This is a genomic window from Nostoc sp. JL23 (genome assembly GCF_017115065.1).
Lineage (GTDB): Bacteria > Cyanobacteriota > Cyanobacteriia > Cyanobacteriales > Nostocaceae > Nostoc > Nostoc punctiforme_A.
In genome coordinates this window covers 53,884-68,782 of sequence record NZ_JABXKN010000061.1, presented here as the reverse complement: position 1 = coordinate 68,782, position 14,899 = coordinate 53,884, and the positions used below count along the sequence as shown (strand labels likewise).

Annotated in this window: 14 protein-coding genes; 4 read left to right on the top strand and 10 right to left on the bottom strand. The window is 41.7% G+C overall.

Annotated features, from left to right (window positions below):
* The first annotated feature begins 89 nt into the window (after positions 1–89).
* The 3 genes from HWQ42_RS12925 (at position 90) to HWQ42_RS12915 (ending at position 1,565) form a co-directional block, all read left to right on the top strand.
* Positions 90–764 (top strand): hypothetical protein, encoded by a 675-nt coding sequence (locus HWQ42_RS12925; RefSeq protein ID WP_292812528.1) that lies wholly within the window; start codon positions 90–92, stop codon positions 762–764.
* A gap of 166 nt (positions 765–930) precedes the next feature.
* The gene (locus tag HWQ42_RS12920) at positions 931–1,224 is read left to right on the top strand and encodes a DUF433 domain-containing protein (RefSeq protein WP_292812525.1); all 294 of its coding nucleotides are present in this window, start codon (positions 931–933) and stop codon (positions 1,222–1,224) included.
* The gene (locus tag HWQ42_RS12915) at positions 1,221–1,565 is read left to right on the top strand and encodes a DUF5615 family PIN-like protein (protein WP_292812523.1); all 345 of its coding nucleotides are present in this window, start codon (positions 1,221–1,223) and stop codon (positions 1,563–1,565) included. Before HWQ42_RS12920 ends, HWQ42_RS12915 begins: the two co-directional genes overlap by 4 nt.
* A gap of 62 nt (positions 1,566–1,627) precedes the next feature.
* Here the strand turns inward: HWQ42_RS12915 and HWQ42_RS12910 are convergent, their stop codons facing one another.
* The 8 genes from HWQ42_RS12910 to HWQ42_RS12875 all read right to left on the bottom strand — a co-directional run bounded on the left by HWQ42_RS12910 (position 1,628) and on the right by HWQ42_RS12875 (position 10,643).
* Positions 1,628–3,514 carry a S9 family peptidase gene (locus HWQ42_RS12910; RefSeq protein ID WP_292812520.1) on the bottom strand — a complete coding sequence of 629 codons (1,887 nt, stop codon included), beginning with the start codon at positions 3,512–3,514 and terminating at the stop codon, positions 1,628–1,630.
* A gap of 340 nt (positions 3,515–3,854) precedes the next feature.
* Positions 3,855–4,418: a hypothetical protein gene (locus tag HWQ42_RS12905; RefSeq protein WP_292812518.1), complete on the bottom strand. Its 564-nt coding sequence runs from the start codon at positions 4,416–4,418 to the stop codon at positions 3,855–3,857.
* An 18-nt stretch (positions 4,419–4,436) separates the two neighbouring features.
* A complete protein-coding gene (locus HWQ42_RS12900; protein WP_292812516.1) occupies positions 4,437–5,663 on the bottom strand; it encodes an XRE family transcriptional regulator in 1,227 nt (408 codons plus the stop codon).
* A 31-nt stretch (positions 5,664–5,694) separates the two neighbouring features.
* A complete protein-coding gene (locus HWQ42_RS12895; protein ID WP_292812514.1) occupies positions 5,695–7,122 on the bottom strand; it encodes a 7-cyano-7-deazaguanine synthase in 1,428 nt (475 codons plus the stop codon).
* Complete coding sequence (locus tag HWQ42_RS12890) at positions 7,119–7,757, bottom strand: hypothetical protein (RefSeq protein WP_292812512.1); 639 nt, start codon at positions 7,755–7,757, stop codon at positions 7,119–7,121. The genes HWQ42_RS12895 and HWQ42_RS12890 overlap by 4 nt, the downstream gene beginning before the upstream one ends.
* Positions 7,758–7,893: 136 nt before the next feature.
* Positions 7,894–9,336 carry an ATP-dependent DNA helicase RecQ gene (locus HWQ42_RS12885; protein ID WP_292812509.1) on the bottom strand — a complete coding sequence of 481 codons (1,443 nt, stop codon included), beginning with the start codon at positions 9,334–9,336 and terminating at the stop codon, positions 7,894–7,896.
* Between the two features lie 345 nt (positions 9,337–9,681).
* Positions 9,682–10,389 carry a type II toxin-antitoxin system RelE/ParE family toxin gene (locus HWQ42_RS12880; RefSeq protein ID WP_292812506.1) on the bottom strand — a complete coding sequence of 236 codons (708 nt, stop codon included), beginning with the start codon at positions 10,387–10,389 and terminating at the stop codon, positions 9,682–9,684.
* A complete protein-coding gene (locus HWQ42_RS12875) occupies positions 10,386–10,643 on the bottom strand; it encodes a type II toxin-antitoxin system ParD family antitoxin (RefSeq protein WP_292812504.1) in 258 nt (85 codons plus the stop codon). The genes HWQ42_RS12880 and HWQ42_RS12875 overlap by 4 nt, the downstream gene beginning before the upstream one ends.
* A 219-nt stretch (positions 10,644–10,862) precedes the next feature.
* Between HWQ42_RS12875 and HWQ42_RS12870 the strand changes: the two genes are divergently transcribed.
* On the top strand, positions 10,863–13,319 hold the full coding sequence (locus HWQ42_RS12870) for a HEAT repeat domain-containing protein (protein ID WP_292812502.1): 2,457 nt from the start codon (positions 10,863–10,865) through the stop codon (positions 13,317–13,319).
* A 146-nt stretch (positions 13,320–13,465) separates the two neighbouring features.
* Here HWQ42_RS12870 and HWQ42_RS12865 read toward each other — a convergent pair whose 3' ends face one another.
* Together HWQ42_RS12865 and HWQ42_RS12860 are read right to left on the bottom strand one after the other, a co-directional pair.
* Positions 13,466–14,146: a SnoaL-like polyketide cyclase gene (locus tag HWQ42_RS12865; RefSeq protein ID WP_292812499.1), complete on the bottom strand. Its 681-nt coding sequence runs from the start codon at positions 14,144–14,146 to the stop codon at positions 13,466–13,468.
* 183 nt (positions 14,147–14,329) lie between these two features.
* Positions 14,330–14,809 carry a GNAT family N-acetyltransferase gene (locus tag HWQ42_RS12860; RefSeq protein ID WP_292812535.1) on the bottom strand — a complete coding sequence of 160 codons (480 nt, stop codon included), beginning with the start codon at positions 14,807–14,809 and terminating at the stop codon, positions 14,330–14,332.
* Between the last annotated feature and the right edge of the window lie 90 nt (positions 14,810–14,899).

The window sequence follows — 14,899 nt, the reverse complement described above, 5'->3', positions numbered from 1 at the left end:
CACCCTAATTTTAATTTTTTGCCTCTGAATGCTCTCAAATACTTATTTTTTCGTATGACTATAAATTTAGCGAAAATGGGCTTGCACAAATGCAAGATATTATTCGTTATTTTGATAAAGCATTTCAACTTAGAAATGAATTTCCTGGAGAACCAGTACTTAAATATGCAGTTGCACGAATTAGTAATATTAGCAACCTTGATATAAATAATTGGTCTCTTCTTGAAAGTCTTCTTTTACAATCAATTACTATTGAGCCTAGTACTTTACGTGATTCTCTTTCAATAATTCAAGAGAAAAAGGTAAATAAATATAATATTAACTTATCCTTGCTTGAAGAAGTTATTAACTTTCAAATATACAGAAATGCGATACTTGGACATAGCAGTGAAGTAGCTTGGGCTATTTGGTCAGCAATGGTTTTTGACTTATCAATTAATAAGCTAGCTACAGAGTCTATTTCTAAAATGGAAGATTCTATAGTAGCAATTTTAGCTTTAAATGCACGTAAGCAAGGACAGATTAAAGAAAGTTTAGATACAAGTACATGGGAACAATTTTTAAATGAAGATGAACTTTATGGTGAGCAATGGCTCCTTTGTTATGAAGCTAATCTACAAGGACATTTATCTAAAGGAGTCGATTACGTATCAAAAGATCCTTGGTTTTCTCTGCTAAAGGATAATGGCGTTACTTTTTATGGAAGTAAGACTCCTTTAGTTATTCCGCCAAGCTCTACTAGTGGCCCCTCTGGTAGATTCTGAACTTTGGCTATTTAATTTAACTTGTTAATACTAGTATTTGGCGAGAAATTATTCTGCGATCGCATCCCTCGCTCAAACCATTTTCTATTCTGCCAAACCAGCCTGCTGCTGACCAAAACTATTGGTAAACTAAAGGCAACGCCAGTTATGCTGAGTGATTCGTTCTATGTTTGCTGAAACCTCCTCGCGCTACGTTACCCGCAACCCTGAAATTTTGAGTGGAGAGCCAATTATTATAGGTACTCGGACATCTGTTCGTGCCATTGTCGGTTTGTGGCGATTGGGGATTATGCCAGAAGAAATCCTGAACCATTTGCCACATTTGACGCTGGCACAAGTGTTTGATGCCTTAAGTTTTTATCTCGATCATCAGGCAGAGATTAATGAATACATTGAGCGAAACCGAGTACCCGATGAATTAATACATCCATCTTTAAAAGCTATATTGGGGACATCGTGACGGTTTTTGCTGCACTTTACAGCGATGAGGATATGTCAGCGTTGGTTGCTAGACTGTTACGTTCGCGCGGTCTGGATATCACAGCTGTTTCGGAACAAGCAACCCTCGGCAAAACTGACCGTGAGCAACTTGAATTTGCAACTTCTGTAGGCAGATGTATTCTGACACATAACCGTGTCGATTTTGAGCGGTTACATCTCCAGTATATAGACGAGAATAAAGAACATTTTGGGATTATCGTTGTGCCTCAGAAAAACGCTTATGAAGTCGCGCAACGGATTGGCATTCTGGTAAACACACTAACGGCTGATGAAATTAGGAATCAGTTGTTGTATGGATAAATCCTTCCAAATTAAAAATATTCAGGTGGTCAGTGAATAATACTGACCACCATTTTGAGACTTTATTTAACTATTCCTGAATGACCAGGGATATCTGCCAAAGGTTCAAATCTTCCACCTAAGTATTTAGGGAGAAACTCCTCTGCGATCGCAAAAAAGTGCAACCGATTTTCTGGTCTGGCAAAACCATGTCCTTCATCTGTGTAAAGTGCATATTGTACTGGTAAACCAGCTTGCTGCATTGCGTTGACAATTTGATCGCTTTCTGATTGTTTCACCCGTGGATCGTTTGCACCTTGACCGATGAGTAAAGGCTTTTGAATCCGGTCAGCAAAGAATAAAGGCGATCGCGATTTCAGAAACTCTTCTTCTGTCTCTAAATTACCAACGCGATGAGAAAGCATTGCCTTCAATGGTTCCCAATAAGGCGGTATAGTTTCTATCAGCGTAATTAGGTTACTTGGCCCGACAATATCTACGCCAGCCGCAAATATTTCTGGTGTAAAAGTTAATCCTACCAGAGTGGCGTAACCTCCATAAGAACCGCCCATAATCGCAATCTTTTGCGGATCGGAAATGCCTTGTTCCACCAGCCAGTTAACGCTGTCAATCAAGTCATCGTGCATTTTACCAGCCCATTCCCGATTTCCAGCATTCAAAAATGCTTTACCGTAGCCAGTGGAACCGCGAAAGTTCACTTGCAGAACGGCATAACCCCGGTTAGCTAGCCATTGCGCTGTGGGAGAGAAACCCCAAACATCCCGCGCCCAAGGGCCGCCGTGAACCAGTAGTACTGTTGGGAGATTCTGCGTAGGTATTCCTACAGGCGTTGTCAGGTAACTGTGGATAGTTAAGCCATCTCGCGCTTCGTAAGAAATCGGTTGCATTGAAGCTAACTGCAACGCTTCGAGTTTGGGTTGGTTGCTAAAAAGGAAAGTGCTAGTTTTGGACTCTCGGTTGTAGGCATAGTAATAAACTGGCCCATCGTCAGTTCTATAAGCTACTAGCCAGGTTTTATCTTCCAAGTCGCGGCTGATTATGGAGAATTCTCCAGGACGCACCTTGGCGATTTCCTCAAAATCTGCGGCGATACTGCGATCGATTACCTGCCATTCTTGTTTATCTTTGTAAAAAGAAACTGCTTGAATAACTCGCGTCAGTGGTTGAATGATTATCCCCACGACATCATACTGCTCATCTTCAGCAATGACGGTTTCTTGACGAGTGTCTAGGTCAACAGCTAGCAGACGTTTGGCGTTAGCATCGTGATTCCCTTGAATATAAAGGGTTTTGCCATCATCTGAGAAGCTAACAGAATTCCCTTCCTCTTCTGGCCCCCAGTGGCGGAGAATTTCCCACTGTTTATCTGGTTTCTGCAATAAGAGGTCGTAACCACCATCGCGTGTACTAGCTGTTGCTGCACGTATTTGGAACTCAGCATCAGATGTCCAACTGATAATATTACCGGGGTTATCAGTGTCGAACTCAACCGCACCATTTTTAAGGTTGATGCGGTAAACGTCAAACTTTTGAGGATTGTTCAAGTTCAACGCTACCAGCACTTCATCTGGAAATTTTGGCTCCAGTTCCACAAGTTCTGCTTTCACACCCTGGAATGGCGTTAAGTCACGCACAATTTTGGAGTGAATATTAACCAAGTGGAGGTGAAAGTTCTCGTCGCCATCCGAGTCTTGCATATAAATCAACTGGTCGGCGTTATAAGTCCAGAAGAAAATGCGGATACCGCGCTTTTTGTCGGCAGTTAGTATCTGGTCGTCTTCTTGTCCTATAGTTCGCAACCATACCTGCAAGACATTTTTCTCATCAGGGGCGATATATGCCAAGTACTTGCCATCAGGGGAGAGTTGTGGGCTAGTTTTTTCAGGATTCCCAAACAGAATTTCGCGCGGAATCAACGGTGGTAGGGAGGGCGCTTGAGCAGATGACATATTTTTATCCTCTACTTGACTACCCTATTGTCACTTGGTGGTGAAAATGACAATTCATCCAATAGGATGAACCTATGGCGAAACTGTGCCGAAACAGATTCTTTGTATGTTAAGCAAATAGAGCAGCCACTGAAACAAAATCTAAACAAGATTTTCAGCATTTTCTCGCTCTAGATTTTTTATCCTTTTTATCTACGTTTTGTACTGAGACATTATCAATACAATTGGATTGCATTTGTTCAAAGCTTTTATTTACAAGGGTTTCTGCACCTAGCAGATTTACTGACTGTAAATTTTTTCTCAAATTGTACGTTATCCCTTAAAGAACAAATCTAAAACATCACCGATCAACATCGGTTGAAGCATCTTCCCACCAACTTCGCAGAGGATGGTTTTTATCCGGTGAATACCGCCCTTTGACCCGAATTGCATTAAGCACATCGCGTAGTGCTGGGGAATCAACACCTGCTTCCTCTGACCAATGTTTAATTATATCTGGCGTTGATAGAACCTGAAGGTATGATGCCCCCTGCTGAATAAATGTGATCGCCCGCTTATCATCAGTTGCGATCGCCCATCCTCGATGAACAGCGATCGCGCAAGTCGCAGACTCGCCATCATCTTTGAGAATTGCAGCGTAGTTGACAAATGATTCTACCTCTTCTTCTGACTCAAAACCTACAACTGTCAGTAGATTCTGTGCAATAGCTGTCTCGAACTGGATCGCACCCTCGTTTTCTTCATCTTTAAAGCGTTGGAGTGTCCTCAACTCACGTTCTTGCACAACCTGGGTAACTGCAACCCGAGCAGGAATAGACTCCAAAATTGCCAGCAATTTACCCGAGGCACAAAAATTTAGCACGCAGCAGGCATCGAGAAGAACGTGGGAGTGAGCAATGTACATAAATTGTCCTCACTTCCATTATTCCTGCATCTGGCGCAGGTCGAAATCGATGGTTTCCTGCAACATTGCACTTGAATCCTCTGGCAATTTCTCTCGCAATTTCTCTGCAATACAACGGGCTTCTAAGCGGTCAACATTGAAAAAATCCGCAAAACGCCCTTCAGTAATCAGTCCTCGATCTAGTGCCTCAATCGCCAACCGCTGATAGTGGAGTGGCATTATATCAGGACGCTGTGGGATTTCTTCTAAGCCAAGTTCCTTTTGTACCGTTCTGACTTTCAAACCCCGGTCTTTCAACTTATTCCAAGTTCCTGAACGCAGAAGTTCCATCTCCTCTAAACGACGGACAAGTGCTTGTACAGAAACACCATAGTAATGTGCCAGTGTAAAGAGATTAGTCGGAGTGAATTTGAATTCACTATGTGTCCGACACATATCGTGAAACCGTTTAAGCAATCCACTGGTAGGCATTAAGAAATATCTTGAGAAGGTTTCTGCTAGTTGCTCGCTTTCTGGAACTCGTTGATATTGTTTATCAAGTTCATCAAAGTGAAACTCAGGTTTTCGCCGATGTGCCAAAAAATGAAGGTATCCATGAGCCATTGACCAACGTCGTCGATCTTCTGGATGAAGTGCGTTAATTGCCATGCAACCACCGAGTTGTTCGTTGTAGCTATACACTTCTGAGTATTTTTGTGGCATCTTCAAATAGAAGATGCGAAGTCCCACATCTTGCTCTAGAATGTCCCGAAGGCGTGGAATAGGACCGTCCCCCAATCCCAGCCTTTGACGCTCTGCAACTGCTATGCTCTCGGCAGCAGCCTTTATCGGCATATTCGTCACCTTGTATTCCAAAGGATAGTTCTGTGGCAGTGGTGCGTCCATAATCTTCTCAAGCTCTAGGTAGTTCTGGCACAACTCCTCTAGCTGAAGAATGAATGGTTTAATCTCTGCCTCTTCCTCCTCACTGCGCTGATAAACTGCCCGAAACTGCACCTCAAAAGGTTCCACAATCGGGCGTGGTCGAACAAAATCACTCACAGAACGTCCGTAGGCACGAGCAAGCTGAGTCAGTTCAGTTGACTTAATACGTCGCTCCCCTTTCTCGATCGCCACCATAGTGGTACGTGAAACATCAATGACCTTCGCTGCATCTGCCTGAGTCATGCCGCACTTTTTACGCGCTTGTTCCAGAAGTTCCCCCAATGTCCGCGGGTCTATATTGTCTAGGATATTGGTAGTCATAATATTTTCCCTCAAGCGTGATGAGCTGTGACTAAGCATTATTCAAAAGGCCGCGTGAAATTCGGGATTCCACAGTATCCCATTCAGCAACGTAAGTTTGATAAAGCTGAATCAGCTGACTTTGCATATCCACGGGTAATAGGTTTTCAGCAGCAGCAGTTCGATCGACAATATCTTCCAAATCTGAAAACCTTCTGGTCAAAGCTTCCCAGCGATCGCTAGTTTCACCTGAGATACCGAGCAGGTTCTTGAGGATGCGGACTTGCTCATGCATATTCAGGAAAGCCTTGCTCCGATCCTTATCTGGGCGTTTTTCATGAAGGACTATGTAAGGAGTTTTATCTTCTATGTTAGCTGCGGCAAGGGCTTGTCGCCTCAAAAGACACGAGGAGCAGTAACCACACTGTGTTGGCTGCTGAGACTTACGGTGTTTACTGTCGCATGATATGGTTAGCGATGCTAGGTCGTTTCTTCCATCTTCAGCCAATGCTTTGCACATTTGAGCTTTAGTCCAGCACAGAAATGGGTTCTGTACCTGGAATTTTTCTCCTAAAAGTTCTGAAACAACGTCACCTACCATCAGCAAAGTTAGTGGGTGAACGGATCGGGTGTGATCGAGTCCTACAGCAGATGCGCGGTAAAAAAGGTTAATCGCCCCCATGCCATTCTCATAAACACAGAGAATCCGTTGACCCATAAGATACGCACATGCAGCACCAAGTAGTGTGAACACAACACCTCGCGCACGAGAAAACTTGTTCTTTTTCCTTTTCTCTTGCTGTGGACAATTTTCCTGCCAATTGATTCGCAAACGTAAAGGAGCGCAACGTCTGGGGAACATAGATTCGACTTCTTTTGCTACCTTTTTTTGAAGGTCATAGACATTAGAGTTGTTGCCAACTCCAAACAACGCAAACCGTTTTTCTGGATACATCTTGAGACGAGTGTATAGACCTGCAAGAGCATCTAGCCCACCACTCCAAAGTGCCACTTCATATCCTCTAGGTTGAGTTGCAACAAGTAATTGCTGTTCAACAGGGCGTACTAGTACTTCCCGTTTTTGGAACTCAAAAACCCATTGGCTTCCAGTTGCCCATTCGAGTAGTTCTTTCAACTTAGTTTGGAATGGTTCAGCACTCAGCGATTCTGGATGACGTACTGGCAATACAACATGAAGGTGACGCTCCTTATTGTTCAAATTTTGGGGCGCGAGTCGGTCTGATGCGTGAATTGCTACGGCCAGGTCAATAATATCAGCAATAATGGCTGGAAACTTTGCCTGATATCGATTTTCAAACACCGAATCATCTACATTAATGCCAACAGTTCGTTCTTTACCTAGAGAGCTATCAATGAAGCGTACAGATCCGTTACTGTTTGATACAGGGCTGAATTCTAAGGTGTAAGTGCTGCGATCGCTATCTTGAAGTTTCTGCCTAGTTGAAGATTCATAGTTCATAGCAGATTCTCCTCAAGGTCTATCTCTTTCACCTTCTGGCGTGGAGAACGTCGCAGCTTTTTTACATTTTCATCCAGAGTAGCCTTCTTCGCCCATTTGCCGATCTCAGCCAAAATATCTGGATTGATTGCCTCGACACATTCCATAACGGTAATGCGATCGAGACCAGCATAATGATCAAAGGTCAGAGGAATACGTTCCTCAAAATTTGACTTATAAATTTCTACGAATAACTGCCTGACGATAACTTCTGGCAAATTGCTGGTGTCTATTCTCTGGTGATAGCGAAACTCTTGGAGTATACCTTTACCAGCACGAAGGAGTAGTCCTTTCTCATAATATTTAAGTTTGGCTTGTTGTACCTGCCGATCAATCTCCTTACTTAAAGTAGCCCAATCCACAGAGCTATTATTACCAGTATTACCAGAATTTTCGATAGCCCCTTGCAACATTGCTCCTACCTGCTTGGCATATTTAACGGGCTGATCGCCATAGTTTTTCTTGATATTTCCTAAAAGCGCCTTTGTCAAAGTCCATACAACTTCGCTGCGGTCAGACTTTCTTTCACAGATTTCTCGGTAAGCCTCCTGATAATGCCACGAAAGCTTACTGTGATATTTATCTCCATCAGGCATGATCTGACCTCTAAAGCTCAGAGCTTGATTTTATGTTTAAGTTAGCTGATTACATTTAACAATGTCAGCTACTAAACAAAATATATCAGAAAAATGTCAGACTTGTCAGATAACAGACAAAGAGGAGGTCGCCTTTCTAACAACAATTATCGCAATGTCCGCAACGCAGGTTAGCTGCTTCTTTGCCAAAACCAAAGGCATTTAACAAAAACTGCCAACGACACTGCTTAGTTGTTAGGTATTGCTGCATCTGTTTAACAGCATGTAATTGCGTCGGTGGCTGATTTCGCGCTTTTTGCCCAATGGTGTAATGGAAAGGATCAAGCCAGTTTAGCTGACCGTTGCTATGGAGTAAAGCTAGCGCCGTTGCACCTTCGGGAAATTGTCGAGTTACTGCATTCACTTCTCCCTGCTTTGGTAATTTTTTCACAAGTTGCTGCGCTATTTGTTGTTGCGATCGCATTTGTTCTTGAAAAAAATCCTGTCTTTGCTTATCCCCTGAATCTAACCACCCTGTAGGTTCACTCACCAATGTCAACGCTTCTGCTGGTTTCCCATCCCTTCCAGCGCGGCCAATTTCTTGCACATATTCAGATAGCAGATGCGGCGCGTGAAAATGTGCTACCCAGCGAACGTCGCTTTTATTTATCCCCATACCAAACGCACAGGTACACACAACAAAGGGAATTTTGCCACTTAACCAGCTTGCTTCTACTTCACGGCGTTCTGTTGCACCTAATCCTGCATGATAGCTAGCTGTGGCGTAACCCATCTCTGCTAACCATTGGGCTAAATCTTCGCTATCTCTCCGAGTGCGAACATAAACTAATCCCGATTGTTGCGGTCTATTTTGAATAAATTTTAATAATTGTTGTTTCCTACCTCGTGGTGTCCAAGCGATGCGAACGCTGGGATGCAAGTTCGGACGGTAAGGATTCAAGCGGAAAATCTCTGGTTGCTGTAATTGTAAAACTGTTTGAATAATTTTTTGGGCTGAGGGGTCAGCAGTAGCGGTAAAAGCGGCGATGCTGATTTTTGTTCCTGGTGGTTTTGATTTGAGCAATGCCGGACGCACCGCCCCTAATCTGCGATAAGCTGGGCGAAAACTATCACCCCACTGCACTAAACAATGAGCTTCATCTAAAATCAAACCATTAATTTGCAGTTGCGGGTGGCATAATCTTTCCCACACTGGGACACTGAGCAAAGTTTCGGGCGATAAATAAAGTAATCTTAGCTGTTGGCGTTCTAAAGCTTGCAGAGTTGCACGGCGTTGAGATGAAGGTAATTCACTATGTAAAAGTGCTGCTTTTTGGTGGCTTTGTAGTAGTTCCTGAACTTGATTTTCCATCAATGCCACCAAGGGCGAAACTACCAAAGTTAATCCTGTTTGTAGCAGTGCAGGAAGTTGAAAACAAATCGACTTCCCGCCACCTGTGGGCATAATAATCAGCGCATCTTTTTGTCCCAATAAACTGCTAACAATTTCTCCCTGTGGTGGACGGAAATCTTCATAACCCCAGATTTGTTTGAAAGCAGCGCGAACTTCTTGCCAAGATTTTGTTGTAGGCTGATTCATAATCAATGATAGATGCACCCATATCCTTGAATGCTGAATATAGCCTCTGTTATCCAGCTAATGGTTCAGTAATTTCATCATCTTAGGTTGCAACTCGCTGACCGCAAGAATGAATTATAGTTATTACAATACGGTTCGGTTAAGGTTTTTTGATGAAAATTTTAGATTGCTAAAGATGCGATAACTCATCACAGAGACGCGATAAATCGCGTCTCTTGGCTTAACCGAACAGTATTGATAGTTATTATTTTTTAATTACTGGTAACAGTGAATTAGAGACGTTGCAGCGTTATCTGGAGGTTACGCTTAGATTTTTTAAAAAATCAAATCGGATTGCTATTTTTATTAAATCTCTACTGATAATCCTGGATTAAAGTAATTATTTGGTTCATCTGGATAACCACGCGGATTACAAATAACGCGAGTCAAACCGATTTGATAATCTAATTGATTGTGAATGTGGCCATGAATCCATAATAATGCTCCAGACTCCTCAACTAAAGTATCAAGGTTTGAAGCATAAGCAGCACTTAAAATATCTTCTTGATATTGAAAAGGTATAGAATTTGCACTAGGAGCATGATGACTGATAATTACATTTTTACCAGACAAGCCATATAATGTATTTTTTAACCAATTAACTGATTTTTTACAAATTAGGGCCGTGTCAATAGTTCTTAACTTTGAGTATTGAGGACTTAATCTAATTTTCTTGTAATCGTTCATGACTTGACTGGCTTCTACACCTGCCATACGTGGTTCACCAAAGAGTTTAAAATCAGTCCATAAGGTACAACCTAAAAAATTTACACCCTCAATAGTAACTAAATCATTCTCTAGAACATGAACATTAGTTCCTAATGAATAATCTTTCAACTTCTCAACAAGCCTTCCATAGCTTTTTCCCATATTAGGGAAACTCGCTACTAATTTACATTTGGAGCGAATGTCATCAAAAAGTTTACTGGCTGCTTTTGGGCTACTCCGAGCAATATATTCACAAATTTCATCTAAATCTTGAATTGCTGCATCTGAAAATGAATAATTACTCATTCAGAGGACTCCTCAGCAATTAGACGAATTTTTTCTTGTAATCTGGCAAATACAACTTCGCCGTCAGTTACTTGTCCCTTAGCAATTTGTTCAGTTCCTACAGAAATTCTTTGCCGTAAATCTTCAAGTCGCTGCTCTCTTTCTTGTAACAGTTTAAAGGCTTCATTGATGACATCATCTGCATTAGAAAATCTACCACTTGCAAGCTGTGCCTGAATAAATTGCTCTAGTTCTGGTTTAATTTGGATGTACATATTTTCTAGCTTTATAGAATTAATATTTTTATCTAGATTCTAACAGCATTGACAGAACGAGAGAAAATCATGCTAACCAAGCTTGAGCAAAGCGGGGGCAAATCAGTGCGTAGGCGTAGCCCGTCGTAGACATCGCTAACCCACATTGACAGTTAGATTACAATCTTAGGTATAGTTTCTCTGACTGGAGTTGTTCATCGGGTGATTCAATCCGATTCAATGACAAAGCATACCAGACAAGTATTACTTAGTGCGCTCAAGGTGGTTGTCTTATGCCTGACACTGTTCCTACTATGCACAAGCAATAGTTGGGCGCAAATCACTACTGACAGCAAAATTGCTCCCCTGATTGAGAAGCTGATAGATAACGATGCCCACATCAGAAGCCTTGCAGCAGATGCATTAGTTAATATCGGTTCCCCAGCAGTACCGTCTCTGATTGAGGCTTTGAAAAATCAGGATATTAATCTTCGCTGGCACGCCGCTTCGGTTTTAGGAGATTTGGGTGCAGAAGCAGCACCAGCAGTTTCTGCCTTAAGTGCCGCATTGCAGGATGAAGATGGACAAGTCCGCTTGTACGCCACCTTAGCTTTAGGAAATATTGGTACAGCAGCCAAAGCAGCAGTTCCATCGTTGATGGCGGCATTACAAGACAAGGAGCAATTCGTTCGCATTTATGTTCCTTCTGCGCTCAGAAAAATTGGTGTAGAAGCGAAAGTAGCTGTCCCAGTATTAACTGCTGCCTTAAAAGATAAGAACCCCACTGTACGTTACAATTCTGCCTACGCTCTGGGTGCAATGGGTACAGAAGCAGTATCTTCTGTCCCGAATTTAATTGCCCTGTTGAATGATAGCCAGTTTTACGTGCGTTTAGGTGCTATCAAAGGTTTAGGAGGAATAGCGGCAGGCTTTCAGGACAAGGCAAATGCTTTACCTACCTCCAAGTTGCAGAAAGTCATCTCAGACTTTGAAGAGGTATTGGCAACTATACAAAAATACAAAGATAAATTCACAGAGACGGACATTAAGCTAATACGTCGCCCTCTCAATGCCCTGAAAGCAGAAAAAGAAACTCGACTCTTTGATAGAGTTTTGGAATCGGTATTTAAGCATAAATTACTCTTGGGAATTGCCGCTTACGTTATCTTATTGCCTTCCATTTGGTTAATTCTCTTGCGGGTAGCCCCTTTATGGTTATTAAAAATTAACAACGCCCTCAAACCCTACACAGATTTTTCTCTCCCATTTATCAGCGTTAATGTACCTCTGCGATATGTGCTATTTGTTGGCTGGTTTCATTACCATCCCAGAGTATTAGATGCGTGGGTAGCTAAATATATCAAAGCAGCCCGCGAACAATTTCCCAAAAAGGATACAGTTAGCAGTCGCGCTTGTTACATTCCCATTCCCGTTGTTCTGGATGGTACAACAGTTCCCCAACTGATGAATGAGAATTTGCGCTCAACTTTTGAGAAACAACGTAGCTGCCTAGTAATTGGCGGGGAAGGGGGTGTAGGTAAAACCAGTTTAGCGTGTCGAATCGCTGGGTGGGCAATGGCTGAGTCTGAAGACCAACAACTCTGCAAACATTTGATGTTACCTGTGCTTTTAGAAGAAGAATTTCGGGTAACTGAAGGTAAATCGCCACTTTTAGAAGCCATCAGAGGACAGTTGCAAGCTTTAATTGATGAACCAGAGCCGATTTGCCAAGAATTACTGTTACGTTTGTTAAGAAAGAAACGCATTCTAGTAATTGTAGACCGTTTCTCAGAAATGAATGCCACTACACGAGAAGCAATTGAGCCGGAGTCGCCAGAGTTTCCGGTGAATGCGTTGGTGATTACTTCCCGAATTGAGGAAAAGCTGGGGCGGGTTAATAAGACGATAATTAAACCTCTGCGGATTGAGGCGAATAAACTATCGTCCTTTATGGAAGCTTATCTCATGCAGCGAGGTAAACGCGATCGCTTTACTGACCAGGAATTTTTTGACGCTTGTAACCGTCTTTCTTTGATGGTTGGTCAAAATAATATTACTGTCTTGCTGGCTAAACTTTATGCTGAACAGTTAATCGCCAGTAAAGACGTTACATCTAATATTTCTGCGTTGCCAGAGAATATTCCTAATTTGATGCTGGGTTATATCAATGAACTCAATCGTGATGTTACAGACAATCAATTTGATGACCGCACTGTGCATCAAATTGCCAAAACCATCGCCTGGGAATGCTTGCAGCAAAGTTATCAACCAGGAACCGCCAAGCGTGCAGATGCACTTGCTGCATTAGCAGCTTTGGGTATTGATGACCCGGAAGCACACCTCAATTATCTGGAAAAGCGCCTACACCTAATTCAAACTATCGGTTCTGCCAAAGACAGAATCCGTTTCTGTCTTGACCCTTTAGCTGAGTATCTTGCAGGTTGGTATTTAATAGAATTGTATGGCAATAACGATGGCAAATGGCGATCGCATTTTTTCAAAAAGGCAGACGATTTAGTTAAAACAGGCGCACCAGATGCCATCAAAGGCTTGTTGTTGGCAGTGCGAGATTGCTACTTATCTGAGGTTCAAGGTAGCAAAGAAACGGATTTTGTACCCCAGAAATCGGGTAAACTGGCTGGATTTACACCTTCAGTCAATACACCAGCTACTACTGTGCAAACACCAATACCATAAACGACATTTTTCAATTTATTAAAATTTCTCCGCATTCCCTTCTATTGCAGACTTTCGATGATTATAATCACTCAATCGGCACTCACTGCTGTTTGCTAAGAGCGCCGATGAGCGTGCTATTTGATAGACTTATAACTCAATCAAAATTATTGATTATTCTGATTTTGAGAATGAAAAGGACAACCACCTGCCGTTAATTTCTCAAGAAAGACATTATTATCAAAATAATGCTCTAAAGACTCAATCTTCAAATCATCAGTCACACGAGCAATACTAACTCCGACGATTTCGATTGTTTCACCTGTGGGTGCATAGTCCTTATAGGAACCATTAAATGTTCCCCAATGTCGCCACTTAAAGGTAACATTAGGCGGACCCGAAAGGACTTCTGTTAATTCCCAAAGAAAGCCATTAGGAAAGGCTGTATGAAAAACTTGAAATGAAGATTCAAAGGTTTCTGTTTCAGAGTCATATTGCTCAGTTTTACCCAAAAACAGGTTATAAGTACCTTCGGTTGCAACATCCTGAGCAGTGAATTGTTGTCCGCCATTGGTACTCATCTTAAACTTATCGCTAACAATCGAAAGCCACTGTTGAGGATTAGATTTATTAGAAGCTTCCATCTCAAAATTTCGGACTAAATTTTGAGCGATCGCTTCTAAAGAACCTTCTGGATGCTGAAATTTACTCTCTTGATGAAGAAATTCATTGGTATATGAATAATCTGGACGTTTTCCTTCTCGCCACTGTACTTCTTCATCATGAGCAATGACTATATCTCTATCTTGTACCCAGAGTGGCAATTCTGTTGTTTTCTCGCTACTCATACAAGCTAACTGGTTATAAACATCGTTTTTCAGAATAAAGTTTTATGCTTATCAAGTAAATCGAAAAATCCAAAAAATTAAACAATATTCATAATTAAATCAATATTGCACAAATGCGAACACAAGCAACCACAGAACCTTCTTCAGCTAGAAACTTAACTACAAGGCAAAAAATTGCTGTACTTAAATCAAATCTAATTGCATTACATTCCCTTCAGAAAAACCGAGGCTGGAGTAAACTGGTTTACCTGATGGCGAGGCATTAAGAACTACTCGCGTGCAACCGATCGCTTTTAAATATTCAATTGCTCTATTAGTTAAGGATTTGGCAATGCCTTGTCTGCGGTAAGACTCTTCAACATAAACGCCCCAAATATATCCAAATTTGCGGTATTCATCTTTGAAAATATTCGGGTATAAACCTGCGAACAGTTGACAACTTACAGAACCCACAACTGTATTATCAATCTCTGCAATAAAAGCCTTATAAAATAAATCTCGACGCGCTTCTTCTATAAATTGGAGGGTAATATTCTGCGACTCCAGAATAATATTACTCTCATCAACACCAATATCTAGCCACATTTGGTAAAAGTGTTTTGCAATCAGTGAGTCTTCTTTGATTGTGCCTTCTCTAATAATGATATGTTTTTCTGTCAGCATAATTTCTAACAAATTTTTAGAACTCACAAATAACTCCTCCCCAAAGTTGGAGAGGAGTTTGTTAGCATCAGCTAAAAACTAGCAGTTTCA

Bases quoted from the DNA above. Each gene is read 5' to 3' on its own strand.
- HWQ42_RS12870 (WP_292812502.1), top strand. From the start codon at position 10,863: ATGACAAAGCATACCAGACAAGTATTACTTAGTGCGCTCAAGGTGGTT.
- HWQ42_RS12900 (WP_292812516.1), bottom strand. From the start codon at position 5,663: ATGACTACCAATATCCTAGACAATATAGACCCGCGGACATTGGGGGAA.
- HWQ42_RS12880 (WP_292812506.1), bottom strand. From the start codon at position 10,389: ATGAGTAATTATTCATTTTCAGATGCAGCAATTCAAGATTTAGATGAA.
- HWQ42_RS12865 (WP_292812499.1), bottom strand. From the start codon at position 14,146: ATGAGTAGCGAGAAAACAACAGAATTGCCACTCTGGGTACAAGATAGA.
- HWQ42_RS12885 (WP_292812509.1), bottom strand. From the start codon at position 9,336: ATGAATCAGCCTACAACAAAATCTTGGCAAGAAGTTCGCGCTGCTTTC.
- HWQ42_RS12890 (WP_292812512.1), bottom strand. From the start codon at position 7,757: ATGCCTGATGGAGATAAATATCACAGTAAGCTTTCGTGGCATTATCAG.
- HWQ42_RS12920 (WP_292812525.1), top strand. From the start codon at position 931: ATGTTTGCTGAAACCTCCTCGCGCTACGTTACCCGCAACCCTGAAATT.
- HWQ42_RS12910 (WP_292812520.1), bottom strand. From the start codon at position 3,514: ATGTCATCTGCTCAAGCGCCCTCCCTACCACCGTTGATTCCGCGCGAA.
- HWQ42_RS12860 (WP_292812535.1), bottom strand. From the start codon at position 14,809: ATGCTGACAGAAAAACATATCATTATTAGAGAAGGCACAATCAAAGAA.
- HWQ42_RS12875 (WP_292812504.1), bottom strand. From the start codon at position 10,643: ATGTACATCCAAATTAAACCAGAACTAGAGCAATTTATTCAGGCACAG.
- HWQ42_RS12905 (WP_292812518.1), bottom strand. From the start codon at position 4,418: ATGTACATTGCTCACTCCCACGTTCTTCTCGATGCCTGCTGCGTGCTA.
- HWQ42_RS12925 (WP_292812528.1), top strand. From the start codon at position 90: ATGCAAGATATTATTCGTTATTTTGATAAAGCATTTCAACTTAGAAAT.
- HWQ42_RS12895 (WP_292812514.1), bottom strand. From the start codon at position 7,122: ATGAACTATGAATCTTCAACTAGGCAGAAACTTCAAGATAGCGATCGC.